The 22,314-nt window shown below is 59.6% G+C and carries 19 protein-coding genes and 2 pseudogenes; 12 read left to right on the top strand and 9 right to left on the bottom strand.

What is annotated here, in order from left to right; all coding sequences use genetic code 11:
* Positions 1-462 precede the first annotated feature (462 nt).
* The gene (locus JQR87_RS06575) at positions 463-1,158 is read left to right on the top strand and encodes a GNAT family N-acetyltransferase (RefSeq protein ID WP_407291503.1); all 696 of its coding nucleotides are present in this window, start codon (positions 463-465) and stop codon (positions 1,156-1,158) included.
* A gap of 210 nt (positions 1,159-1,368) precedes the next feature.
* Here the strand turns inward: JQR87_RS06575 and JQR87_RS06570 are convergent, their stop codons facing one another.
* Positions 1,369-2,112 (bottom strand): class I SAM-dependent DNA methyltransferase, encoded by a 744-nt coding sequence (locus JQR87_RS06570; protein ID WP_407297802.1) that lies wholly within the window; start codon positions 2,110-2,112, stop codon positions 1,369-1,371.
* 154 nt (positions 2,113-2,266) lie between these two features.
* Here JQR87_RS06570 and JQR87_RS06565 point away from each other — a divergent pair, with 154 nt between their 5' ends.
* Positions 2,267-2,734 (top strand): RNA methyltransferase, encoded by a 468-nt coding sequence (locus JQR87_RS06565; protein ID WP_407291504.1) that lies wholly within the window; start codon positions 2,267-2,269, stop codon positions 2,732-2,734.
* A 187-nt stretch (positions 2,735-2,921) separates the two neighbouring features.
* Here the strand turns inward: JQR87_RS06565 and JQR87_RS06560 are convergent.
* The 4 genes and pseudogenes from JQR87_RS06560 to JQR87_RS06545 all read right to left on the bottom strand — a co-directional run.
* Positions 2,922-3,179 (bottom strand): annotated as a pseudogene (locus tag JQR87_RS06560) (UTRA domain-containing protein); the annotation flags it as partial.
* Between the two features lie 145 nt (positions 3,180-3,324).
* On the bottom strand, positions 3,325-4,098 hold the full coding sequence (locus tag JQR87_RS06555; protein WP_407291506.1) for a type IV pili methyl-accepting chemotaxis transducer N-terminal domain-containing protein: 774 nt from the start codon (positions 4,096-4,098) through the stop codon (positions 3,325-3,327).
* A 278-nt stretch (positions 4,099-4,376) separates the two neighbouring features.
* Positions 4,377-4,970, bottom strand: a complete 594-nt coding sequence (locus JQR87_RS06550; RefSeq protein ID WP_407291508.1) for an NAD(P)/FAD-dependent oxidoreductase — start codon at positions 4,968-4,970, stop codon at positions 4,377-4,379.
* 43 nt (positions 4,971-5,013) lie between these two features.
* A pseudogene (locus tag JQR87_RS06545) lies at positions 5,014-5,462 on the bottom strand (Rrf2 family transcriptional regulator).
* Between the two features lie 417 nt (positions 5,463-5,879).
* Between JQR87_RS06545 and JQR87_RS06540 the strand changes: the two are divergent.
* A complete protein-coding gene (locus JQR87_RS06540) occupies positions 5,880-6,161 on the top strand; it encodes a hypothetical protein (protein ID WP_407291509.1) in 282 nt (93 codons plus the stop codon).
* Between the two features lie 302 nt (positions 6,162-6,463).
* Here JQR87_RS06540 and JQR87_RS06535 read toward each other — a convergent pair whose 3' ends face one another.
* On the bottom strand, positions 6,464-6,613 hold the full coding sequence (locus tag JQR87_RS06535) for a hypothetical protein (RefSeq protein ID WP_407291511.1): 150 nt from the start codon (positions 6,611-6,613) through the stop codon (positions 6,464-6,466).
* 152 nt (positions 6,614-6,765) lie between these two features.
* Positions 6,766-7,614 carry a CAP domain-containing protein gene (locus tag JQR87_RS06530; RefSeq protein WP_407291512.1) on the bottom strand — a complete coding sequence of 283 codons (849 nt, stop codon included), beginning with the start codon at positions 7,612-7,614 and terminating at the stop codon, positions 6,766-6,768.
* Between the two features lie 174 nt (positions 7,615-7,788).
* Here JQR87_RS06530 and JQR87_RS06525 point away from each other — a divergent pair, with 174 nt between their 5' ends.
* The 6 genes from JQR87_RS06525 to JQR87_RS06500 all read left to right on the top strand — a co-directional run bounded on the left by JQR87_RS06525 (position 7,789) and on the right by JQR87_RS06500 (position 14,311).
* Entirely contained in the window at positions 7,789-8,490 is a 702-nt protein-coding gene (locus JQR87_RS06525) for a response regulator transcription factor (RefSeq protein ID WP_407291514.1), read from the top strand.
* Positions 8,490-9,818: a HAMP domain-containing sensor histidine kinase gene (locus JQR87_RS06520; protein ID WP_407291515.1), complete on the top strand. Its 1,329-nt coding sequence runs from the start codon at positions 8,490-8,492 to the stop codon at positions 9,816-9,818. Before JQR87_RS06525 ends, JQR87_RS06520 begins: the two co-directional genes overlap by 1 nt.
* Positions 9,819-9,956: 138 nt before the next feature.
* Positions 9,957-11,930 (top strand): ligand-gated channel protein, encoded by a 1,974-nt coding sequence (locus tag JQR87_RS06515; RefSeq protein ID WP_407291517.1) that lies wholly within the window; start codon positions 9,957-9,959, stop codon positions 11,928-11,930.
* 184 nt (positions 11,931-12,114) lie between these two features.
* Positions 12,115-12,417: an iron transporter gene (locus tag JQR87_RS06510; RefSeq protein WP_407291519.1), complete on the top strand. Its 303-nt coding sequence runs from the start codon at positions 12,115-12,117 to the stop codon at positions 12,415-12,417.
* A complete protein-coding gene (locus tag JQR87_RS06505; RefSeq protein WP_407291521.1) occupies positions 12,414-13,979 on the top strand; it encodes a PepSY-associated TM helix domain-containing protein in 1,566 nt (521 codons plus the stop codon). Before JQR87_RS06510 ends, JQR87_RS06505 begins: the two co-directional genes overlap by 4 nt.
* Positions 13,976-14,311 (top strand): DUF3325 domain-containing protein, encoded by a 336-nt coding sequence (locus tag JQR87_RS06500; protein ID WP_407291523.1) that lies wholly within the window; start codon positions 13,976-13,978, stop codon positions 14,309-14,311. The genes JQR87_RS06505 and JQR87_RS06500 overlap by 4 nt, the downstream gene beginning before the upstream one ends.
* Positions 14,312-14,749: 438 nt before the next feature.
* Here JQR87_RS06500 and JQR87_RS06495 read toward each other — a convergent pair whose 3' ends face one another.
* A complete protein-coding gene (locus JQR87_RS06495; RefSeq protein ID WP_407297804.1) occupies positions 14,750-16,774 on the bottom strand; it encodes a TonB-dependent siderophore receptor in 2,025 nt (674 codons plus the stop codon).
* Between the two features lie 372 nt (positions 16,775-17,146).
* On the opposite strand from JQR87_RS06495, the gene JQR87_RS06490 reads away from it, so the two are divergent.
* The 3 genes from JQR87_RS06490 (at position 17,147) to JQR87_RS06480 (ending at position 21,236) form a co-directional block, all read left to right on the top strand.
* On the top strand, positions 17,147-19,147 hold the full coding sequence (locus JQR87_RS06490; RefSeq protein WP_407291525.1) for a peptidase U32 family protein: 2,001 nt from the start codon (positions 17,147-17,149) through the stop codon (positions 19,145-19,147).
* A 270-nt stretch (positions 19,148-19,417) separates the two neighbouring features.
* Positions 19,418-19,831, top strand: coding sequence for a septal ring lytic transglycosylase RlpA family protein (locus tag JQR87_RS06485; RefSeq protein ID WP_407291527.1), 414 nt, complete (start codon positions 19,418-19,420; stop codon positions 19,829-19,831).
* Between the two features lie 91 nt (positions 19,832-19,922).
* Complete coding sequence (locus JQR87_RS06480; protein WP_407291528.1) at positions 19,923-21,236, top strand: methyl-accepting chemotaxis protein; 1,314 nt, start codon at positions 19,923-19,925, stop codon at positions 21,234-21,236.
* Positions 21,237-21,243: 7 nt separating this feature from the next.
* Here JQR87_RS06480 and JQR87_RS06475 read toward each other — a convergent pair whose 3' ends face one another.
* Positions 21,244-22,308: an alpha/beta fold hydrolase gene (locus tag JQR87_RS06475; RefSeq protein WP_407291530.1), complete on the bottom strand. Its 1,065-nt coding sequence runs from the start codon at positions 22,306-22,308 to the stop codon at positions 21,244-21,246.
* Positions 22,309-22,314 lie beyond the last annotated feature (6 nt).

Here is a 22,314-nt window from a genome sequence, read left to right as displayed (position 1 = left end):
AACCGTAGCACCGACATCGTTGCAGAACAAAAAAGGGCTGAGACCGCTGATCGATACCGTTCAAGCCACGATAGTCAGCTACAAACCCAGCGCCGATGCGGCCTGCAGGGGTCTGGGCGGGGTTGGACAACGCATTGAAGCCTTGCATGGTATTTAGCTATAGCCTTAATAGGCTTTTTCTAAGCCAGCCCACGCAATCACATCAACCCCCTGCTTGCCGGCCTGCGGTGAACCATTCGCTTCGCCATAACGGCTCGGCCTCTGGCTATCCGTGGATATTGCCCCCAAGTGCTTCTAGAAAAATTGCATCAATGTGCTTTTTCCGCCCGTCACGCATGGACCGGCTGGCAGCTAACTGACGGATGCTCTGTTACGACTGTGATGAGCGACGGATCCGTTCTAACGCCATGCCTGTCGCACAGTACAATGGCCACTTTACCGCATTACTCCGGAGCCCCGCCTGTGTTCACCCTCACCCACCTGGATACCCCTCCGCCGGAATCGATGAAGAGTCAAATACTGCAGATGGTGGTGGACTACCTCAGCGACATCAGCCCGGTGTCGCTACCACCCAGCAATCCGCTCTACCAGCTGTATCAGTACGTCGTGGGGTTCGAGGTGCATCGCTATCTGGAGAGCATGGACGGTGCGCAGCCGGGCAAACCCAAGCTGATCATGGCGCTGGACGCGGACGATCCGGCTCTCCTGGTCGGCTTTGCTCTCTTCCTGCCGTACATGGATGATCCGCAAGCGTGCTCGCTGCTCTACCTCGCGGTAAAGGCCGACCATCGCCGACAGGGCATCGGCCAGGCCATGGTCGACGCTATGGTGGTGCGCTATCCCCACGCGGAGGTGGCCTGCGTGGCCGGAAAGGTGCCGTATTTTCAGTCGCTGGGCTTTCAGCCGTTGGCCGCCCGCGGCCCGCAGGTGGTGATGAACACCCGCAGCCAGGCTTCCAGCGGCGTGGTGGCAGTGCAGGATTTGGAACCGATATTCCAGTCCGAAGAGGTCCGCCAGATTCACAGTTACCTGGTGAAGCAACACGGCGCTCAAGCCATGAGCGATGCGGAAAAAGACCGCGACCAGCTACTCGATGAGCTGGCGCAACAGGCAGTGCATCTGACCCAGACGTCGTCGACGGCCAATCGGTTGCATTGATTGCACACCACAGCCGATGCGCGCTTCAGCACATACGAAATTGATTATTCAGCGTTGCAGAGGTCCGTTCATAGCCAAATCAGACAGCGCATCTGCTGGGGTGCAAGGGGTTAGACGTGCCAGCCATCGCTCCAGCTACCGCTGTAATGAACCAGTAGCCTGGCAACGAGTAGGCAGTCTGCTCATCAACAGGACGATGCGTTTGGGCTTTTACCGTTTGACGCATGCAAATATCGCATTCCCCGACGTCCCGTTCCACGGAATGATCTTCTCGTAATCATGCTCTAGCACGTGGACTTCGAAGTACGGCTGCAACAAGCCGGTCAGTTCGCCGAAGGTCACCGCCACCATACGATGCTCGTCGTGCCACACCTGGCTTTGCTCTGCAGCCTTCTTCTCGATCCGCAGCCTCAACAGCTGTTGCTCGCCCGCGCCGGAGTACTGCCAGCCGGAGCTGAACTTGAACAAGCCATCCGGGTGATTCGCGCTGTGCGATACGAATGAATCATTGTCGATAGCGTGTTTGTCGACCGCGTTGAAGCAGAAGAGCCCACCATCGGCCAGGGCGCCATGGACGCTGGCGATACAGGCCTTCAACCGCTGCACGCTTGCGCTGTAGTGAATGGAATAAAGGAAACAGGTGATCAGGTCGACCGGCTGCGGGACGGCAAAGCGACACATATCGCCTAAGGAAAATTGCGCTTGCGGGCAACGCGAGGCCGCGATGTCCAACATGGGCTGGTTGATATCGAGGCCGCTGCTCTGGTAACCCGCTTCGATGAAAAGCCGCACGTGTGGCCCAGTACCACAGGCGAGATCCAGATGCCGTCTTCCGCCGTTCCCAAACAGCTGCTGAAGCCGGTTGATACCCTGACTCTGCGCCCCGTAATCGATATCGGCACACATCAGATCGTAGTAACCCGACAAGTCGGTATAGAGAGCATCGCCGGGCATGATGACCTGATGTGTAAGCGGGAGCGTTGACGGGCGCGCATCATATCCGTGGCGCATGAAATTCGCCCGTCAATTCAGTGATGAGAGGCCTGGTTTTTCATCCTTTCGGGCGCGGCCCGTATACTTGGCGTTTTTTCGCGCGAGCCCTCCCCCTGTGAGCAACAAACGATATGCCTGCATCGGGCTGAGCAACCCGAAGTCGCCGTCTAACGTGGGCGCGATCATGCGTGCTGCTGGGTGCTATGGCGCCGCTTCGGTGTTCTATACGGGCACCCGCTACGACCGCGCCAAGGATTTCATCACCGATACGAAGAAGGTTCATCAGGGCATCCCGCTGATTAACATCGATGACCTGCGCAAGATTCTGCCGCTCGGCTGCATTCCGGTTGCTGTCGAACTGGTTGAAGGCGCGCGAGCGCTGCCCGAGTACACGCACCCGGATCGTGCGCTTTATATCTTCGGCGCTGAGGATGGCTCGCTGAGCAAGGAGATCCGAGACTGGTGCGAGGATGTCGTTTACATCCCAACCAATGGCTGCATGAACCTCGCTGCAACGGTCAACGTGGTGCTTTATGACCGGCTGGCCAAGGGCAACAACACCCGCTCTGGTCCGCAGTTCTGAGCGGTGATCCTGACCAATGAGCCCGGGGCCGCGTTTGCAACCGCTGCATCAGCGTGGCGACAACAGTGGCCGCCGGTGCGTAGCGGCCAATGTCGGTGTGATGGTGATGGTCCACGTTCAGGATGAAACAGGCCCGGTCCTGGGCAGGACCTGTGTCGGTCTCTTCCCGGTTCCGTTGGCGTGCCGCTCAGGAAATATCGATCTGATACCGAAACCCATCGGCTGCGGCACGGGACAGGCGGTACTCCAGCGGAGAACGGTCATATCCAAGCGCCGTGCGCTCGATGACGACCACGGGTGCGCCCTCTTCGATTGACAGGGTTTTAGCCATGACACTGTCTGCTGCGCCCACGGTGAGCGTTTCCTTCGCAGAAGCGATGCATTGGCCGCACTGCTTTTCGTAGAACGGATAGAGCAATTCGCCAAAATCTTCGGAATCGATTTCTGACGTCCGTGTATTGAGTCTGACCAGGATCCGGTCCGGTGCTGCGGCGCCGGGTCGTGGCTCCTTAACGCGGCCGGCACGCTTAACGGTTTGATCCGTTAGCGTGCCATGCTGCGGTTATCTGCCCTGCTTTAACCAGTGACTGTTACAGCGCGTACTCGGTCAATCCGGCGTACAGACGCGTCATCTCATTCAGCTGACGGAACATCGACTCGGCGTTGACAGCAACGATAGTCGGTACAAACTCCGGCGAGGCGAACGCCTTGCTCGCGAATTTCCAGCGGGCATCTGTTTTGCGCAAGGCATCAGCAATCTGAGGATTAGGTGAGCCAGCCGCTTGCAGTTCATCCATCACGACACTGAACTCCGCAACGGACGCTTCGAACTTAGCGTCCAGGTCAGGATGCTGAACACCCCATGCACGGGCCATATAGAACATTGCGGTGCGCTGGGTCAGTACGCGGTTCCAGCCGCTGCGGTTGATCGAATGCGAAGCCTCGTCGCCGTTGTGCTCTTCGAGCAAGTCAGTCAGGTGCTGAGCCTGCTGCACCAATGTCTCGGCCTTGGCCAGTACTGCGGGTGCCTGGTCCTTGCTCGGTACGGCAAGGACCAACTCACGATAGGCCGCCCATGTGGCTTCTATCTTGTCCAGCTCAGCACGGATGGCGTCGTTCGGCGCTGCTAACTTGAGTTGCTCATGATGATCTTCGAACAGTGCTACGCTGTCATCGCGCTGCTTGGTGGCTTCGGCAACTTTGACACCCGAACCGATCATCAAGTAATTCTTGGCCGCGATTTGACCCAGGGTGCGTTGCAGGCCCGCCATGTTCATGGTTTCCAGAGGCACGGGTTCTGCCCAGCAAAATGCGCTCAGCAGACTGCTGCCCAACAGCAGCGCGCGGAGTGTTTTCTTGATCAACACGGTATTCCTCTCTGATTCAATGAATAGCGTACGCCGCTGTGGCGGCATGCGTCCGAGTCAACGCGTAGTGCAGGTGGCTGACCTGTTACGCGCAACTCAGGCGTGCCATTTGAATGGGCGTAGCTTTCTTGAACCTTGCAGGCACCGCGGTTTGGGACTCCCAGGGGCCGAACTGTGAACCGCTGCAGAAAACGCAACATCTAGCGCCAACGAGCTGGCGTAGGAGTTGCCCATCCTCTTGTTTGAGGATCGGGAGTCGACCCAGTAATGCTGCGCTAACGATCAGCCGGCGGACCGAACATCAGCGCACGGTGCGCCGCTACGCCAGCCATGGCGCCATCGCCTACAGCCAGCGGTACGGAACCGGCCGCTCGGGCTATGTCTCCGCAGGCGAACACACCCGGAACAGAGGTCGCCTTGTTCGGATCAGTCTTGATGAACGCCCCGAGTGGGCCTTCCGCCATTTCGCAGCCCAGCTGAGCGACCAAGCTGGAGGCACGTATCCGGGGCGCGACGAATAGGCCGCCGAAGGGCAGCTCTCGGCCATCCTCCAGCTCCACGGTTATCGGTGCGCCCCCCTTCAGCCGCGCGACCCGGGTACGCTCCAGCGCCGTGCCTCGCGCCTCGAGTTGCGCCAGCTCTTCAGTGGTTGGCTCGAATGCATCGTTCAACAGCAGTGTTGTAGTGCCCCAGTCGGGCAGCATCAGCGCGTGGTGCATAGACAGTTGAGAGGTTGCGAGCACGCCGATGCGCCCCAGCTTCAGCTCATAGCCATGGCAATAGGGACAGTGAAACACCTCCGAACCCCAACGCTCAGCCAGCCCCGGAGTCGTGGGCAGCTCATCGACCACGCCGCAGGCAACGATCAACAGGCGCGCCCGGTGCTGGCTACTGCCTCGGACGTCGAGGGGATCAGTGGTTGGCAGGCGTTGAGCGACAGTGGCTGTACAGCGAATTGAACTGACCTGACAAGTCAGCCAGGCTCAGCGAGCCCAACCGGTTCAGCAGCAAAGTTTCAGCCTCCTGCATGGCCTCTTCGAGCGCAGCGTTGACGACACGTTCGACCAGGCAATCAGGGTTATCACGATCAGCGCCAATGGCGAAGATACGAGGCCCACCGACCGCGTTGAAAATATCCAGCAATGTAACGTGTCGCAGATCCACCGAAAGGCTCCAGCCCCCGTTGTAGCCTTTGTCGGCACGGACATAGCCAGCTTTTCTCAACGCCGTCATGGTCCGTCGCACCACGGCCGCGTTGGTGCCAGGCATCTGCGCGATCTGCTCGGAAGTCACCGTCGCTCATCACGCGCCAAGTGCAGCAGGACGTGGAGCATACGAGACAGGCGGCTATCGGTTCTCATGATCGGCGGTCAGTCTCTGGAAGGGTTGGGCTCGCACCTTACCCTGACTGCGGTATGAAGGCCACGCAGGGGCCTGCCCTGTCGCTGGTTCGCCGGAGCGATCGACAGCTTTACCGATGGGCGCTCATCACCGCAGCAGACGGATCTGCATCAACGGTGCGCAATTTGAGGGCCTCGTAAGGTGTGCAGCACTGCTTGCAATCAGGCGTCTCTGGATGCCGTTGCGAGCGGTAGCGTGCGGTTATCCAGTGCAGGCTACCTCGTCTTGCAAGTGCGCCTTAAGCCAACAATCTGCATCCACCGTCAGATCGATTGATAGCGCTGCGGTATGCCTATAGAGTCAGCCTGTCCATGCAACGGACGGATCGATGCCCAAGCGCATCACGGAGTGCAGGCTTCCATTTTCAGGGAACGAACATGACGACTGGGCTTGACCAGATACCGAACGACGCAGCCCGCCTGCACCTGGCGCCTACGGATAGCCCGGTTACGCCGGACGTCGGGGGTGCATATCCAGCTCTCACTGATCTACACCCCTTAGCGCTGCGAATAGGGGGACTGTTACTGACCTTCATTCTGACCGGCATGATAGGCACCGCGCTCGCCGCCCTAGGCCAGCCGGCGATAAATCAAGGTGCCAAAGCCATGCCGCTGTTGCAGATGATGACCGAAAAGCCTGCTCGTCACGTCATTCACTGAGGTCGGCCTTAACCGGCCATATGCCTTCGTCACGCCGGTTGCATCATCACCAGAATGAAGCCCACCACGATGCCGGCCAGAGCAATAGCCCAACCGATCCTGTGTGCGCGATTCTTTTCTGCTTGCCGAACGGGATCAACGGGCTTTTTCTTTCTCACGTTTCATCTGCCTTTGAGAACACTCGACTGCCAGCGGCACCTTTGCGCTGCCTAGCATAAGGGGCGCCTTTTTAGGCTGGGTGGAGCCAATTGTCCAGCCTGTCGACAGGCGTCTGCATTCGATGACGGCGCGGGATGCGACTGCTAGCCGAGCGGACTCTCGCCGGCATTGGGCTCGTCTTTGGGTTCGACGGTGTTTTCCGGGTTGTCTCCACCGGCGTCAGGCGCGTCGCCGTATTCGTCGTAATCCGGCGGGGTCAGACCATCCTTGAGCGGGTCTTTAGGGTCAGTCATGTGCTCTTCTCATCGATCAGGGGCTAGCGGTTCATAACGTTCGAGCGCTTCGATCACGCAATGTTCGCTGCAACATGAACCATGAGAAAAAACCATTTTTTAGGAAACGGGCCACCTCTGGCCAATGGGGCACACTGGCAAAGGGGCAGCCGTTACTGCGCACCAAAGGTCGCCGTCCAGTAAATGCCAGCATCGCTTTGCGGATCGACTGCATAGGCGGCGCCCATCTCGCTGAAGCGCGGATTCATCACGTTTGCGCAGTGCCCCGGGCTTGCCAGCCAGCCTTCGACGACCTTGCTCGACCGATCCAGCGCTGCAGCGATGTTCTGCCCCACCTGAGTCCCGATATAGCCTGCCAGCTCGGCTCGATCGCCAGGCGTGCGCCCATCCTTGTCCAGCGGGCTGAGGAAATTACCATTGGCCATGGCTCGGCTGTGGGTTTCGGCGACCGTTGCGAGCGTCGTGTTCCACCCCAGCGGCGGCGCTGCGGCGTAATCCGTACCGCCACATTGACGAGCCTGTCCGCGGGCACGGTTGAGTTCGTCTAGCAACATCTTTCCTTCCGTCTGGGAATCCTTTAGATGCCCACCTAGCAAGGGTCTCGCCAGAACGATGCGCCAGTCCCTCCCCTCGCGACTGACGCCAATATCGGCGTACTGCGGGTCGAGCACCACCCGACAGAAGCTCTCAACAAGCGCCTGCATGGCCGCTTGCGCATCGCGCGGACCTGAGAGGCTGATGGCTTGGACATTAACCATTGGATAACCCGCGCGCGACAACGCGCTCTGCAACTCACCGGCACCAGTAGCCGATAGGATCAGGCGTGCATCAAGAGACACCGGAAGCAGCTCTTCGCTTGCCTTGTCGCCGCAACGCTGCACTTCGCTGCGATAGGCATTGATGGCGTTGATTAGCTGCACCTCTTCAGTGCCAGCCGCAGCAGTCACTCCATCAGCATTGGACAGCGACGCCAGAAACAGGCCGAGGATGAAAACACGCATGAACATCTCCAGCGACGCCAATAGGCTCAAAAAACTCAAAGATGCACTGCAAAAGCGCGTTCGTCGAGTGTCCCGCCGCACTGCGGGCCACTGGACAGAGCAGACGTGCAAGGCGGTTGCCGGTCTGACGGCAATCCAATCTATAATCATTCCTATTTGCTTAGGATACGTGCAATGCAGCCATCCGCGACCCGACGGATTCTGGCGATCGAGGATGACCCGATTCTCGGCGCCCATCTGAAGAGTTCGCTCGAGAGCCGTGGCTTCAACGTAACGCTCGCCGTTGAAGGCATCACCGGCCTGGCCTTGGCCATCGACGGGGTGTATGACCTGATCCTGCTTGACGTGATGCTGCCAGGCCTCGGCGGGATGGAATTGTTGACCCGGCTGCGTGCCCGCCAGCGCACGCCTGTACTCATGCTCTCAGCGCTGGGCAACGAAGCGCATCGCATTCAGGGCTTCGACAGCGGTGCCGATGACTACCTGCCCAAGCCATTCAGCATCGAGGAATTGCAGGTGCGCATGGCCGCCATCCTCCGGCGTGTGGCTTACGAGCGCAGTGCGCCACCAGCTGCCAATGACGACATGCTGCGCTTCGATGACCAGCGCAGCGACATGTGCCACGAAGGTCGCTGGGTGGGCCTGACGGGCACTGAGTACCGCCTGCTGAAAGTGCTCCACGATGCGAAGGGTGAAGTCTTGAGCAAGCCCTTTCTGTATCAGCAAGCCCTTCGCCGCGGCTACTCGCAACATGACCGCAGCCTGGATATGCACATCAGCAATCTCCGCCGCAAACTGGCGCAGCAGCAGGTGGTCAACCTTCGCCTGGAGTCAGTGTGGGGCAAAGGCTACGTGCTGGAACTGCAGGCGAGCTGATGCCCAACCGCCATTCCCTGCTCTGGCGACTGGTGGTTCTTGTTGCCGGATTCTGTCTGTCGATGATCTGGGCCAGCGGCTACATGAGTCGCCATATCGATCGGGCCAGCTCCCACTTGTCCGAACAGGCGCGAGAGATCCTCCGCGGCTACGCGAGCGAAGCCAAGGCCGCGTTGCAAGCGGGCCCAGAGGCGATGGCGCAGTGGCTCAGGGAGATGAAGGAACGTGAGTCCTGGCTGGTCGTGGTAGACGCACAGTTACAACCCTTGGGCGACCAGTCGTTGAGCGACGAGGAGCGGCAGAGGCTAACGTTCGTCCGGCACTACGAATGGCCCATGAGCAGGCGCTATCAGGGCCTGCCGCTGGTATCCGTCCCGCTGGAGGGCACCGCTGATCAGCTGATAATCCAGCTGCCGGAACGCTTCCGGCCCTGGCGTCACCATGCGTTGCTCACTGCGGGCGGCGTATATCTGCCACTGATTTTGCTGTCACTGCTGTTCTGCTGGCTCCTCTACCGGATGCTGGTTTCACCCTTGGACCGCCTGCGTCTGCAGGCGCACGAATTGCGAGACAACCACCTCCATACATTGCTTCCGCCGTCCATTGCGCGGCGCAACGATGAACTGGGCGAACTGGGCCGTTCATTGGAATACCTCACCCAACGTCTGCGCGAATCTGTCACCCAGCAGCAACAGCTGCTACGGGATCTGTCCCATGAGTTGCGTACGCCACTGAGCCGGCTTCGTGTCGCCTGTGAAAGCGAACTGAGCGCCGAAGAAATGCGCAACCGCACAGAGCGTGAGATCACCAACATGCAGCAATTGGTCGATAACACCCTGGAGTTCGCCTGGTTGGATAGCGAACAGCCACGCTTCGAGTGCGAGCCGGTGGATGTCGCGGCGCTCTGGGAGCTGCTCTGTGAAGATGCCTGCTTCGAGGCTGGATGGCCGCGAGAGCGCATCCAGGCACGGATACCTGAAGGGTGTCAGGTGCTCGGCAACCTCAACGCACTGGCACAGGCGATGGAAAACATCCTGCGCAACGCCATTCGCTATTCCCCACCGGACGGGGTGGTTTGTCTGAGCGCGCAACGAGGCGAAGACAGCTGGCAGCTGCGCATCGAAGATCAGGGCCCTGGCGTGCCGGACGCGCAATTGTCGATCATCTTCAGGCCCTTTGCGCGGCTCAGCGCGGCCCGTCCGGGAGGCGACGGTTTCGGTCTTGGCCTCGCCATTGCCCGCAGCATGGTCGTGATGCAAGGCGGTGCAATCTGGGCCGAAAACAGCAACCCTGGCCTGCGCCTGACCATCGAGCTCAAAAGTGTATAGATTGTAAATGCGCTTTACTCTCAAATGAGAATACTTAGCATTGCGGTCGATTTGCGGCTTTGTTCCGCAGGTCTCACGCATGCGCCATGTCGTTCGTGGCGGCAGATGACCTAAGTTTTCTCAGGGAGATGGCAGTACATGATGACTTTCAATCGACATCGGCTGGCTTGTGCAATCACCGTAGCCACCTGGATGAGCATGCCGGCCAGCGCCGCAGAGCCGGTCGAACTGTCGAACGTTGTCGTGACCGCGTCGGGTTTCGAGCAGCAGATCAAGCAGGCCCCCGCTTCCATCTCCGTGGTCACCAGAGAAGAACTGGCGGATAAATCCTATCGCGACGTGACCGATGCGCTGCGTGACATACCAGGGGTCGTTGTGACCGGTGGCGCCAGTTCCAGCGATATCAGCATTCGCGGCATGGCATCCAAATACACCCTGATTCTGATCGACGGCAAACGCATGGAGTCGCGCGCGACGCGTCCCAACAGCGATGGGCCGGGCATCGAGCAGGGCTGGACGCCGCCACTGGAAGCCATCGAGCGCATCGAGGTCGTGCGTGGCCCGATGTCCTCCCTGTATGGCTCCGACGCCATGGGCGGCGTGATCAACATCATCACGCGCAAGGTAGCCGATACCTGGCACGGTGGCTTGCGAACCGAAAAGACCTTCCAGGACCGCTCCGACTCGGGCGATTACCATACCCTCAACGGCTACCTCTCCGGGCCTCTGGTCGACGGTCTGCTGGGGCTCCAGGTCTATGGACAGACGTCTCGCCGAGACGAAGACGACATTCTTGGCGGTTTCAACGAGCAAAAGACCGATAGCGGCACGGCCAAGCTGTCGTTCACGCCCAACGCGTCCAACGATATCGTTCTGGAAGTGGGAAAGACCGAACAGGAACGCAACGCAACGATCGGCAAATCCAGTACAGGCAGAGGCGATTCGCTGTCTGATTACGACCGTACCCATTATTCCATCAGCCATACCGGTCGCTGGGATGGGGGCCAGTCAGAGACCTATCTGCAGCAGGAGCGCATCGAGAACCCGGGCCGCGAGATGGAACTGGAGAACAGCGTATTCAACACGCAGAGTTCGTTCTTCCTGGGCGACCATATCGCCACGCTTGGTGGCCAGTACAAGTACGAAGACCTGTCGGACAACGGCAATCAGCTGGCTGGCGCCGAGGACCTGACCCGCCTCACACGCTGGTCGTGGGCGCTGTTTGCCGAGGACGAATGGAGCCTGACCGACAGCTTTGCACTGACCACCGGCCTGCGCATGGATCGAGACGAAAATTACGGCACCCACTGGTCTCCACGGGTCTATGGCGTGTGGCAAGCGGCAGAGCAATGGACAGTGAAAGGTGGCGTCTCCAGCGGCTATCGCTCGCCGGACATCCGCGCGGCGGTGGACAACTGGGGCCAGATCACTGGCGGTGGCCGTGGCGATCCGGCGGTGATCGTAGGCAACTCGGCGCTCAAGCCTGAAGAAAGCCTAAGCCAGGAAATCGGCGTGCTATGGGACAGCCTGAACGGTGTGTCGGCCGGCGTCACGCTGTTCAACACCGATTTCAAGGACAAGATCACCGAGGTTCGCCGTTGCTCGGACACCACCGCCACCGCATCGGGCCAGTGCGTCGTCAACGGAGAGGCGTATCGCTTCATCAGCGACCGCGTGAACGTCGACGAAGCTCGCATGCGCGGCGTCGAGGCGACCTTTGACTGGGCAATCACCGAAACGCTGTCGCTGGGTGCCAACTACACCTATACCGAATCGGAACAGCGCAGCGGCGAGTTTAGCGGCGAACCGCTGAACCAGATGCCCAAGCATATGTTCAACACCATGCTGGACTGGCAAGCCAGCGACCACCTCGGCACCTGGGCACGGCTCAATTACCGCAGCGAAACTTCAGAATATTTGTCGCGCGCCAGCATGGCGGAAAGCACGCCCTCGTACACGCTGGTTGATCTCGGCGGTACTTATGACCTGAACCGTAACGTCAAGCTGCTTGCCGGTGTTTACAACATCTTCAACGAGCAGATCGGCTACGAGAGTTACGAAACCGTACTCGACGGGCGCCGCTACACCGTCGGAATAAGCGCTTCGTTCTAACGATTAACGAAGCAGATGCCTTGCCCCACGCCAGGCGTCTCGCTTCGCTTCAGGAGACTGGCGTAACGAACTTAGCCTGACCGGGCGCATCGGTGTACCCGAGTCGGTTGAACAGACTCCCCCATGCCTGACCGGCGTTTCGACGGTTGGGCATTTTTCGTATGGACCTCACTGGAAGCCCGTCGTGACCCGTTCTGCCACCCAATCGCGAAGTGCCTGGCCTGAAGTTGCGGCCCGCACCGTACTGGCCCTTCTGGGCGGTTACGCTTTCACCTATGCCTTTACCGCCGCGTTTGCACGCTTGTTGCCGCTCGATCCGGTGGACGCCGTTACCGCTGCTTCGCTGCTTTCCTTTGTGGTGTATCTGGTGTTCCTGCTCTGGGCGTTCGCGGCACACTCGCTGCGGCGCGTGCTGATTGGCACCGGGCTGGCCATTCCCTTCGCGCTTATCGGTTACTGGCCGCAACTGACGGAGCTATTGCCATGAAAGGCAGCCTGACGCAATCTATGTCCTGGCTGCATACATGGTGCGGGCTGCTGCTCGGGTGGATGCTGTTCGCGATCTTTCTCACCGGCACCCTCGCGGTGTTCGACAAGGAGATCAACTGGTGGATGCAGCCGGAGCTGACGAATCAGCAGCAATCGGCTGCGTCCGCAGCCGACACGGCGCAGCGCTGGCTGACAGAAAACCATGCGGACGAAACGAACTGGAACATCAGCCTGCCCACCGAACGTTCGCCGGGCCTGGCCGTCTCGGTTGGCGAACGTCGACGTGGCGGCGGCAGTGTCACTCATCTGGACCCATCCACCGGAGCGGTCACCGCGCCTCGTGAAACCATCGGTGGCAATTTCTTCTTCCATTTTCATTACACGCTGCACCTTCCACGGACATTGGGTGTCTGGGTGGTCGGGTTCGCGGCGATGGCCATGCTGGTGGCGCTGATCAGCGGCATCATCATTCACAAGAAGATTTTCAAGGAGTTCTTCACCTTCCGCCCAGCAAAGGGGCAGCGGTCCTGGCTTGACGGCCACAACGCCAGCGCCGTGCTGCTGCTGCCCTTCCACCTGATGATCACCTATACAGGTCTTGCCATCTTCTATCTGCTCTATATGCCGGCAGCGGTCGATGTCTTGTATGAAGGCGACACCCGCGCCTTTTTCAATGAGGCGCAGCCGGCCTGGGCGGCGCAAGAGGCGCTACGTAGCGGCAGCCGTTCAGCCCCTTCTGTACAGGCCGACGCCGCGCCGCTGCTCCCTCTGAGCGAAATCGTCAGCCGAGCCGAAGCACACTATGGGCCAGGCATGGTCGGTGGGCTGTCTGTAAACAATCCCGGCCGGGTCGATGCCAAGGTAACCGCGCGGACGGTGCTTGGCAGTCGCCTCGAGCTGACCAAGGGCGAAGGCATACTCTTCGACGGTGTGACGGGTGAATTGATTCACGCGCCGGAGCCGTCGCGCACCAGCCAGCTGACGCAACGCGTGCTGGCGGGCCTGCACTTCGCCCAGTTCGGCGGTTACCCGATGCGCTGGCTGTACTTCATCTGCGGCCTGGTCAGCTGCGCCATGATCGGCACGGGCCTGGTGCTCTATGCAGTCAAACAGCGCAATCTGGCCAAGACCAACCCGCACTTTCTGCGTCTGGTGGAGAGCCTCAACATAGCGGTCGTCGCTGGGCTTTCGCTGGCCTGTGTCGCGCTTTTGTGGAGCAACCGATTACTTCCGGCAGAGCTGGCCGCACGCCAGGGTTGGGAGCTACGGCTGTTCTTTGGTATCTGGGCGCTTAGCTGGCTGCACGCCTGGCTCCGCAAGCCTTTGCATGCCTGGCGCGAACAGCTCGCGGTCGCTGCGCTGATGGCGCTCGCCCTGCCAGTGCTGGACCTGTTGGCGTTCGGGGGTTCGCTGGACAACATGCGGCTCTCGCTGCTCGCAGGCGTGGCCTTTATGGGGCTGCTGGTGGGCTGGACAGCCTGGAAAATACCCACCGTTGTGGCTGCCCGCAAAGACCGCTCGGCTCGCCTCGAGCGTCCCGCGGCAGGAGTCTCGTCATGAATGGATCCGCATTGTTCGCGAGCCTCGTGCTTGCATATGCCGGCATGTTGGGCTTCTGCCTCGCGAAAGAACGCCACTGGAAACAACTGGTCAATCCGCGGGTGCCTATGTCGCTCCGCCGGCTCTGCATGCCTGTCGGTGCTTCGCTGCTAGGCTTTGCCGTTTACGTTGCGGCCATCGTCTGGCCCACCGGCATGGCCGTGGTCGCCTGGTTCGGCCTGATCTCATTGAGCGGTTTTGCGTTGCTGATGCTGCTTCCCTATGCGCCACGCCTGGCGGTACTCCTTCCGCTGGCCGGGGGCCTGATCTGGGTCGTTGCGACCTTGCTCTGATGGCTGACGAAGGCACTGTTCGACCAGGCACAGATAGGCGAGCCCTGAGCAAACAGTGAGTCACGCGACGGTGATGGCCCCATTGGGCAGTGCTCAATGCCAAAGATAGTCGAGCACATTCAGCGCTTGTCAGATCGCCGCTTACCTGTCTTCGGGGCGGGCCACGTTAGATATACCAGCGCGTCCCTGACGATGTGGGAACACCGTTGCCCGCAGCTGTGATTTGAAAACGATATTCAGGAAACTTCTGTAGCTCGCTTTGCCAGCAAAGTCTGCCCTGCCAGGCGGGCATCGCCCTGAACAGGAAAGCCGTAGCGAGAGATGCCAGGCGTGATAGAGCGCCGCCTGGGCGCCAAGCGTCGAAGAAGAGGAAGAAGAAGTTGCCAAACCCTGGCAGCCCCTAAGGGCCGCCAAGGCAGATGGCTCTAGTGCTTGCGATTACCAGTTGTAACTGACCTTCGCCGTAATCTCACGACCCGGGTTGTAGTAGTCCGCGGTGCCGGAGCCGACCACGTGCTGCTCGTCCAGCAGGTTGCTGACGTTGATCGCTAGCTCGGTGTCTTTGAGGATCCGGTAGTTGAAGGCTGCGTCATACAAAGTAGTCGCATCGCTTTTTTCACTGTTAGCGGCGTCAAAGTAGTACGCGCCGGTGTAACGCGCGCCGAGGCCGACACTCATCGTGGTACCTGGCAAATTGTAGTAAGTCCACAGTGAGGCCGAATGCTTGGGCGCTGCCTCGAACTCATTTCCCTTGAGTGAAACGCCGGTACGCAACGCTCCACGCAGCACCTCCGACTCCATGTACGAGTAGCCACCGATAAGGCTCAGGTTCTGAGTCAGTTCCGCCTTGGCTTCGAGATCAAGGCCACGCACCTGGGATTCACCAATAGTCTCCCGCTCGATGGTGCCATTAGGCTGCACGACCGCAATGGTGACGTCTTCTTGCGTCAAGTCGTAAATCGCTGCGGAAAAGAGCGCATTCATGCCTATAGGCGAGTATTTCACGCCGAGCTCGTATTGCTTGCCCCGCTCAGGGGTGACGCCAATGGTGGGCGGTGCTACGGATTCCACCATGCTCACATAAGTGGAAATTTCATCGTTGACGATATAGGTCAGCGCACCTCGGTAGGACGTCTCCGAGAAACTATCGGAAACTTTCACGTCGGTGATGTCTGTGCTGGAGAGATCCAGGGAGTCGTTACGCATACCGCCGGTAACGATGAATCGATCAAAGAAGGACAGGTTCTGCTGCACAAAGACCGACTTGGTGGTGTAGTCCTGTTTGTTACGACGGTAGGGAACCAGTCCGACCGGGGCACCGCCGTATACCGGGTTGGCGATGTCGATGGGAGTAACGCTCTGATATACGGAGCTATCCTCGGACGAAGCATCGCGGTACTCCACCCCAACCATGGTGCTGCTATCGATGTTCTCGAAGCGGGCGTCGTACTGAAGCATCAGGTTGCCATTAAGCTGATCAGCTTCGGTGTCAGTACCGAAAGCATCCCGATTGAGTAAGGTCCCCGTTCCCGTACCGTCCAGATATACGTAGCCAAAATCGTCGGTCAGCTCGCTGTAGCGCAGGTTGCTGCGAAGAACGAAGCCGTTATCGAAATCATGAGTGAATATGCCGCTGATACTGGTGCGCTCGACGTCATGAAAGTTGTAGCTTGGCTCGCCATAGAATTTACTGCGGTCGTATTCCCTGTCCTTCGGATAACCGCCACTGTTTGGCGAACTTTTAGTATTCAGATGATCCACAATCACTGTGGCCGACGTAAACGCGGTCGGTGCCCATGTCAGGCCGCCCATCAAGAACTTGCTGTCGTCCTTGGAGTGGTCATATTCACGTTCGCTGTCCTGGAACTTGCCGGTGAATCGGTAGGCCAGCGTTTGGTCCTCATTCAACGAATCGCCGACGTCGATGCCGGTTTCGATATGGTCGAATGAACCGTATGTCACATAGCCTTGGCCGAACTTGTCGAAGCGCGGTTTCTTGGTAACGAAGTTTACGGAGCCACCTGGATCTGCCGGACCAAATAAGGTGGAGTTGGCCCCACGCAAGATCTCAATGCGCTCGTAAGCAAAGGGCTCTTCGCGCACACCGCGCATCGACCCCAGGGTCAGCCCGTCACGGTAAGTGGTGGCCTGGAAGCCGCGAATCTTGAAATAGTCGTTACGGTCGTCGGTGCCGTAATAGTCGCTGATCACGCCAGGGGTGTACTGCAGAACTTCTTCAGTCGTGCTCGCGCTGCGCTGTTCGATCTCCTTCTGAGTGACAACCGAAACCGATGCGGGCGTGTTGAGAATGCTGGTAGGCACCTTGCCGCCGACCCAAAGCTCCTGTGCAACGACGGTGCTTGCGTCGTCGCCGGCGGATGCACTGGCGTTGACGATGATGGGGGCTAGGCGAAACGGCTCGTCGGCTTTCTTCGTAGACGACTCCTGCGCATTTCCGATCATCGGAACAGCCACCAACGGCGCGCAGCACAAAACCGCGGTCGTGGTGCGTCGCCAAGGTGTCCGTGCCCTATCAAGCCCGGCTTTGCTACCAGTCATACTCCAGCTCCTTAATGTGTGGGTATTAGTCGCGAGCCTGATGATGCTGTCAGCATGTGTTCATGCCTTTCGCGACCAAAGGATGATAATCAATAGCGAACAAGATATGTAATCATTTGCACGAAGTTTCTCGATTGAACTGTGATTCGCGTGGGTGTGTCCGTGATCAGGTAGATTTACAGCGCCGATTAGGCTATCCACTCGCTCAGCGGCCAATCCCAAATGGCCCGTAAGTCATTACAATGCGCGCCTTCGATCTACACCCGGTCCGCGCACATGTCCTTGCCCAAACACCATCTCGAACTGCTCTCCCCCGCTCGGGACACCACCATTGCACGCGAGGCCATCCTGCATGGCGCCGATGCGGTGTACATCGGCGGGCCGAGTTTCGGGGCGCGGCACAACGCCGAAAACAGCGTGGCGGACATAGCCGAGCTGGTGAAGTTCGCCCACCTGTTCCATGCGCGGGTGTTCGTCACGATTAATACAATCCTGCATGACGACGAGCTGGAAGCCGCACGAGAATTGATCTGGCAGCTCTACGAGATCGGCGTCGATGCGCTGATCGTGCAGGACATGGGCGTGATGGAAATGGATATTCCGCCCATCGAGCTGCACGCCAGTACCCAGACCGACATTCGCACCTTGGAGCGTGCCAAGTTTCTGGACAAGGCAGGCTTCTCGCAGCTTGTGTTGGCCCGCGAGCTGAACCTGCAGGAGATCCGCGCGATCAGCGAGGCGACGGATGCAGCCATCGAGTTCTTCATCCACGGCGCGCTGTGCGTGGCCTTCTCTGGCCAGTGCAACATATCCCATGCACAGACCGGCCGCAGCGCCAATCGCGGCGATTGCTCCCAGGCGTGCCGCCTGCCGTACACGCTGAAAGACGACCAGGGTCGCGTGGTCGCGTTCGACAAACACCTGCTGTCGATGAAGGACAACAACCAGAGCGCCAACCTGCGCGCGTTAGTCGATGCCGGCGTGCGTTCGTTCAAGATCGAAGGGCGCTATAAAGATGTGAGCTACGTGAAGAACATCACTGCTTACTATCGCCAGCGCCTCGATGAAATTCTCCTGGACCGACCCGATCTGGCCCGCGCCTCCAGCGGACGCACCGATCACTTCTTCGTGCCGGACCCGGACAAGACCTTCCACCGCGGCAGCACCGATTATTTCGTGACCGACCGCAAGATCGACATCGGCGCCTTCGACTCGCCGACCTTCACAGGCCTGGCGGTGGGCGAAGTGCTCAAGGTCAGCAAACACGACCTCACCGTGCAGACCCGCGAGCCGCTGTCCAACGGCGATGGCCTTAACGTGCTGGTCAAGCGAGAGGTAGTGGGTTTCCGCGCCAGCGTGGTCGAGCCACTCGGGCAGGTTGAAGAGGATGGCCAGTCGCTTTGGCAGTACCGCGTCGAGCCTAACGAAATGCCCGCCGCTATCCGCCAGCTACGCCCCAATCATCCGCTGAACCGCAACCTGGACCATAACTGGCAACAGGCGCTGCTGAAGACTTCAGCGGAGCGTCGGATCGGCGTGCGCTGGCTGGCCAAGTTGCGGGCAGACGAACTGCAATTGCACGTCACCAGCGAGGAAGGCGCGTACGCCACGGTCTCGTTGGCCGGCCCCTTCGGCGAAGCGAAGAAACCTGAACAGGTCCCTGGCCAGATCGCCGACCTGCTGAGCCAGCTGGGCACGACGATCTACCACGCCGAAGACGTAGACGTGGACGCGCCGCAGGCCTTCTTTATTCCCAATTCGCAGCTCAAAGCGCTGCGCCGCGAAGCCATCGAAGCGTTGACCGAAGCCCGCGAAGCGATTCGCCCACTGGGCAGCCGCAAAGCCGTCAGTGTGCCGCCACCGGTTTACCCCGAAGCGCACCTGTCCTTCCTCGCCAACGTCTACAACGAAAAAGCGCGTGCCTTCTATCACCGCTACGGTGTTCAGCTGATCGATGCGGCCTACGAGGCCCATGAGGAAACCGGCGAGGTGCCGGTGATGATCACCAAGCACTGCCTGCGCTTCTCCTTCAACCTCTGCCCGAAACAGGCCAAGGGCGTGACGGGTGTACGCACCAAGGTCGCCCCGATGCAGCTTGTGCACGGCGATGAGGTACTGACCCTGAAGTTCGACTGCAAGCCGTGCGAAATGCATGTGATCGGCAAGATCAAGGGCAACATTCTCAACCTGCCGCAGCCGGGCAGCGCCAGCGGCGTGGTTGGCCATATCACTCCGGCCGACTTGATGAAAACCATCCGCACCAAGCCACACGCCTGACGCCGCCCCAGACCCAACGGGCGCCTTCACGGCGTCCGAGCAACGTCGGTTATGTGCGCGGCGTCGTTTCGTTAGCGACCTGCCACACCGTGCCACCGAGTAACCAGGTGGAAATGGCTGACCAGAACGATTCGGCCAACGCCCGGCGGCGAATACCGCCAAAAATCCAGTGCGCGAGCAAACTTACTGGCGAATGGACACTCCTAATGGCACAGCGCCCATACCGCCCAATAGGGTCGCGCAGCTCAGTGGGAAGACAAGGATAGAAGAATGCTCAACAGGTCAGCCAATTGGATCGTTGCAGTGCTTTTGTTCGCCTCTGTTGCCGGCTGTACTACAGCCCCGCCGCAAAAAACCGATCCCGAGCCGCCGCCTCCGCCTGTTGCTGCGGAGCAGATCGGCTCAGGCAAAGCCTCGTATTACGGCAAGCAACACCACAACAAGTTGACCGCCAGCGGCGAACGATTCGATCAGCACTCGCTGACAGCCGCGCACCGTACACTGCCGTTCGGTACGAACGTTCGGGTCATCAACACGCGCAACGGCAAAAGCGTCGTGGTACGTATCAACGACCGTGGGCCTTTCGTACGTGGGCGGGTCATCGACCTTTCGAAAGCGGCCTTTGAAAGCATCGCCAGCACGCGCGCCGGCGTGATCCCGGTGCGCCTGGAACGGGTTGACTGACCCGCACGATTCGAGGCCCAGTCAGCCATCAAGTTTTAAAGCAGCGTGCCGATAGAGGCCACGACTCCTCAGATTCAGATTCGGTGCTTTGATGTTCAACGGCCAGCTAAAAAAACAACTTGAAGAACAGGCAGCAGAATTGTCTCTGCTCCGACAGCTCCGCGAGCAGATGAACAGCACGATGCTGTCGATCACCCTCGATCCCGAGTTCCGAATGGTGGCCGTCAATAATACATTCGCCGAAACGCTCGGCTACCGAGTCGAGCAGCTACAAGGCCGTGCTATGGCGGATATCGTCCCGGCCTATGTAAAGAATCTGCCCTGCTTCCACAATTTCCGAGCCGCCGTCTCCAAGCTTGCGCCAATCAGCGACGACTATCGCTTTCTGCGCACCGACGGCAGCCTTGCCTGGCTGCATATCGACTGGTATCCGATCAAGAACGCCCAGGGCGGTTTGTTGCATATCAGCGGGTATGCCCGTGAAGTGACGAAGGAACTGCAATTCGCCAAGGAAAACGAAGCCTTCATTAACGCACTGCTGCGTTCTACCGCGGTCATTCAATTCAATCTGGACGGCACGGTAGTCTCGGCCAACGAGCAGTTCCTGCAAGGCATGGGTTATTCACTCAAGCAGATCGTTGGCAAGCACCACAGCATGTTCTGTACAACCGAAGAAGCATCGTCCCAGGAGTACAAATCCTTCTGGCAGACCCTCAACCGAGGGGAATACGTGGTGAACCGCTTCAAGCGCATCGATAACATGGGGCGGGACGTCTGGCTGGAAGCGAGCTACAACCCCGTCTATGACACCGAAGGCAAGCTGTGCAAGGTGGTCAAGTTCGCCAGCGTGGTCAGTGACCAGGTCGCTCGTGAGGTTGAGGTCCGCGAGGCTGCAAGCATCGCCTATGAGGTTTCCCGCAAGACCGATACCAGCGCAGAGCGCGGCGCTGTGGTGGTCAAGGATACGGTTGCGACCATGCAGCGCATCGCCGAGGAGGTCGAATCAGCCACTCAGGGAATCGAGGCGCTAGGCCAGCAATCACACCTGATCAGCTCCATCGTTCAGACCATTGGCGGCATCGCTGCACAGACCAACCTGCTTGCACTCAACGCTGCCATCGAAGCTGCACGAGCTGGTGAACAGGGGCGAGGGTTCGCAGTCGTTGCAGATGAAGTGCGCCAACTGGCGGGGCGCACCAGCGCCGCCACGGATGAGATCGTCAGCGTGGTGCAAAAGAACCAGGCACTGGTAGACGAAGCCGTACGGGAAATGACCACCAGCCGCGAGCAGGCCGCTCAGGGGCTCGCGCTGGCCAACCAGGCTGGCGAGGTCATCGTCGAAATCCAGGACGGCGCCAAACAGGTCGTCAGCGCAGTCAGTCGCTTCACCAACGAACTGCACTGACCGGCCATTATTGACTGCTGATTCCGGCGTCGAGGCCTTCGCTTGGCTCGCCGCGCACCTGCGTCAGGACCTCGTTGATTGCGCTGGCAATGACGTCCGGATGATCCTCGGGGCTGAAGTGACGGCCCTTGGGGATACGGGTTAACGGAGCGCCCAGTTCTTCGGCCAGTCGTTGTCCGGTGGCGAAATCCAGCGGATCGGCATCGCTCCAGACAACGCGCTTCACCCCACCGATTGCTGACAGTTTTCCAGCAAGGGCTTCGGTGTCCTTGGCGCTCATGTTATCGAGCTGGTGAGCAAATGCCTTAGGCCCAATCCCCCGTGAATAAGGCTGCCAGTGCAGTTCAGCGGACTCCTTGCGGCGCCCTGCGTGATCGTGACCGAGATTCGCCAGCCCGGTCAGGAAGATCGGCTTGAGCAATGCCGGAGGTAATTTGCTGATCAAGGCAGTCTGCTGCTTCGCTGCACGCACGGCAGCTACCGGCCAGTTGTCGTAGGCCACACAATCGGCGAGCACGAGCCCGCGGCAGAGCGCTGGGTGCTTGACCAAGAGTTGCTGAACGACCCCGCCCCCGACGTCATGGCCTACGAATACCGCTTCACGGATGCCGAGTTGCTGTAGCCAATCGTGAAGGTAATCAGCCTGGCGCGCGACGGAGATGTCCCGATCGAGGCCCTGCTCCATCGACCAGCCGAAGCCCACCTGCTCCCATGCGAGACAACGCACACCCACCAGCGATAGCTGCGGTATGACGTAGCGCCACAAGCGCGGTTGAGTCGGGATGCCATGCACCATGATGACGGGGATGGCATCCGGCTCGGTGGAGCCGTGCTCTTCCCAGCGCATCAGAATGCCGTTGACCATCGCACTCTTGACCAGCTCAGGTGCCTTGGGCAGGTCATCGGTCACGTCTTCTGAACGGCGACCAGTCAACGCTGAGCCGACGCCCAATGCCGCCGCTGCATACGCAGCGGTGCGCAACCGGCTGGTGCTGGGAAGAGCCAAGGCGCAGGCAGCGGCGATGCCGCCAAGGATCAGGCGATTCTTGTCGATCTTTTCGGGAATTTTCATGGGCAG

Source organism: Stutzerimonas stutzeri, assembly GCF_051028275.1.
Taxonomy (GTDB): Bacteria; Pseudomonadota; Gammaproteobacteria; order Pseudomonadales; family Pseudomonadaceae; genus Stutzerimonas; species Stutzerimonas stutzeri_AS.
This window is presented reverse-complemented; position numbering and strand designations above follow the sequence as displayed.

Bases quoted from the DNA above. Each gene is read 5' to 3' on its own strand.
- JQR87_RS06570 (WP_407297802.1), bottom strand. From the start codon at position 2,112: ATGCCCGGCGATGCTCTCTATACCGACTTGTCGGGTTACTACGATCTG.
- JQR87_RS06540 (WP_407291509.1), top strand. From the start codon at position 5,880: ATGACGACTGGGCTTGACCAGATACCGAACGACGCAGCCCGCCTGCAC.
- JQR87_RS06535 (WP_407291511.1), bottom strand. From the start codon at position 6,613: ATGACTGACCCTAAAGACCCGCTCAAGGATGGTCTGACCCCGCCGGAT.
- JQR87_RS06530 (WP_407291512.1), bottom strand. From the start codon at position 7,614: ATGCGTGTTTTCATCCTCGGCCTGTTTCTGGCGTCGCTGTCCAATGCT.
- JQR87_RS06525 (WP_407291514.1), top strand. From the start codon at position 7,789: ATGCAGCCATCCGCGACCCGACGGATTCTGGCGATCGAGGATGACCCG.
- JQR87_RS06520 (WP_407291515.1), top strand. From the start codon at position 8,490: ATGCCCAACCGCCATTCCCTGCTCTGGCGACTGGTGGTTCTTGTTGCC.
- JQR87_RS06515 (WP_407291517.1), top strand. From the start codon at position 9,957: ATGATGACTTTCAATCGACATCGGCTGGCTTGTGCAATCACCGTAGCC.
- JQR87_RS06505 (WP_407291521.1), top strand. From the start codon at position 12,414: ATGAAAGGCAGCCTGACGCAATCTATGTCCTGGCTGCATACATGGTGC.
- JQR87_RS06500 (WP_407291523.1), top strand. From the start codon at position 13,976: ATGAATGGATCCGCATTGTTCGCGAGCCTCGTGCTTGCATATGCCGGC.
- JQR87_RS06495 (WP_407297804.1), bottom strand. From the start codon at position 16,774: ATGATCGGAAATGCGCAGGAGTCGTCTACGAAGAAAGCCGACGAGCCG.
- JQR87_RS06490 (WP_407291525.1), top strand. From the start codon at position 17,147: ATGTCCTTGCCCAAACACCATCTCGAACTGCTCTCCCCCGCTCGGGAC.
- JQR87_RS06485 (WP_407291527.1), top strand. From the start codon at position 19,418: ATGCTCAACAGGTCAGCCAATTGGATCGTTGCAGTGCTTTTGTTCGCC.
- JQR87_RS06480 (WP_407291528.1), top strand. From the start codon at position 19,923: ATGTTCAACGGCCAGCTAAAAAAACAACTTGAAGAACAGGCAGCAGAA.
- JQR87_RS06475 (WP_407291530.1), bottom strand. From the start codon at position 22,308: ATGAAAATTCCCGAAAAGATCGACAAGAATCGCCTGATCCTTGGCGGC.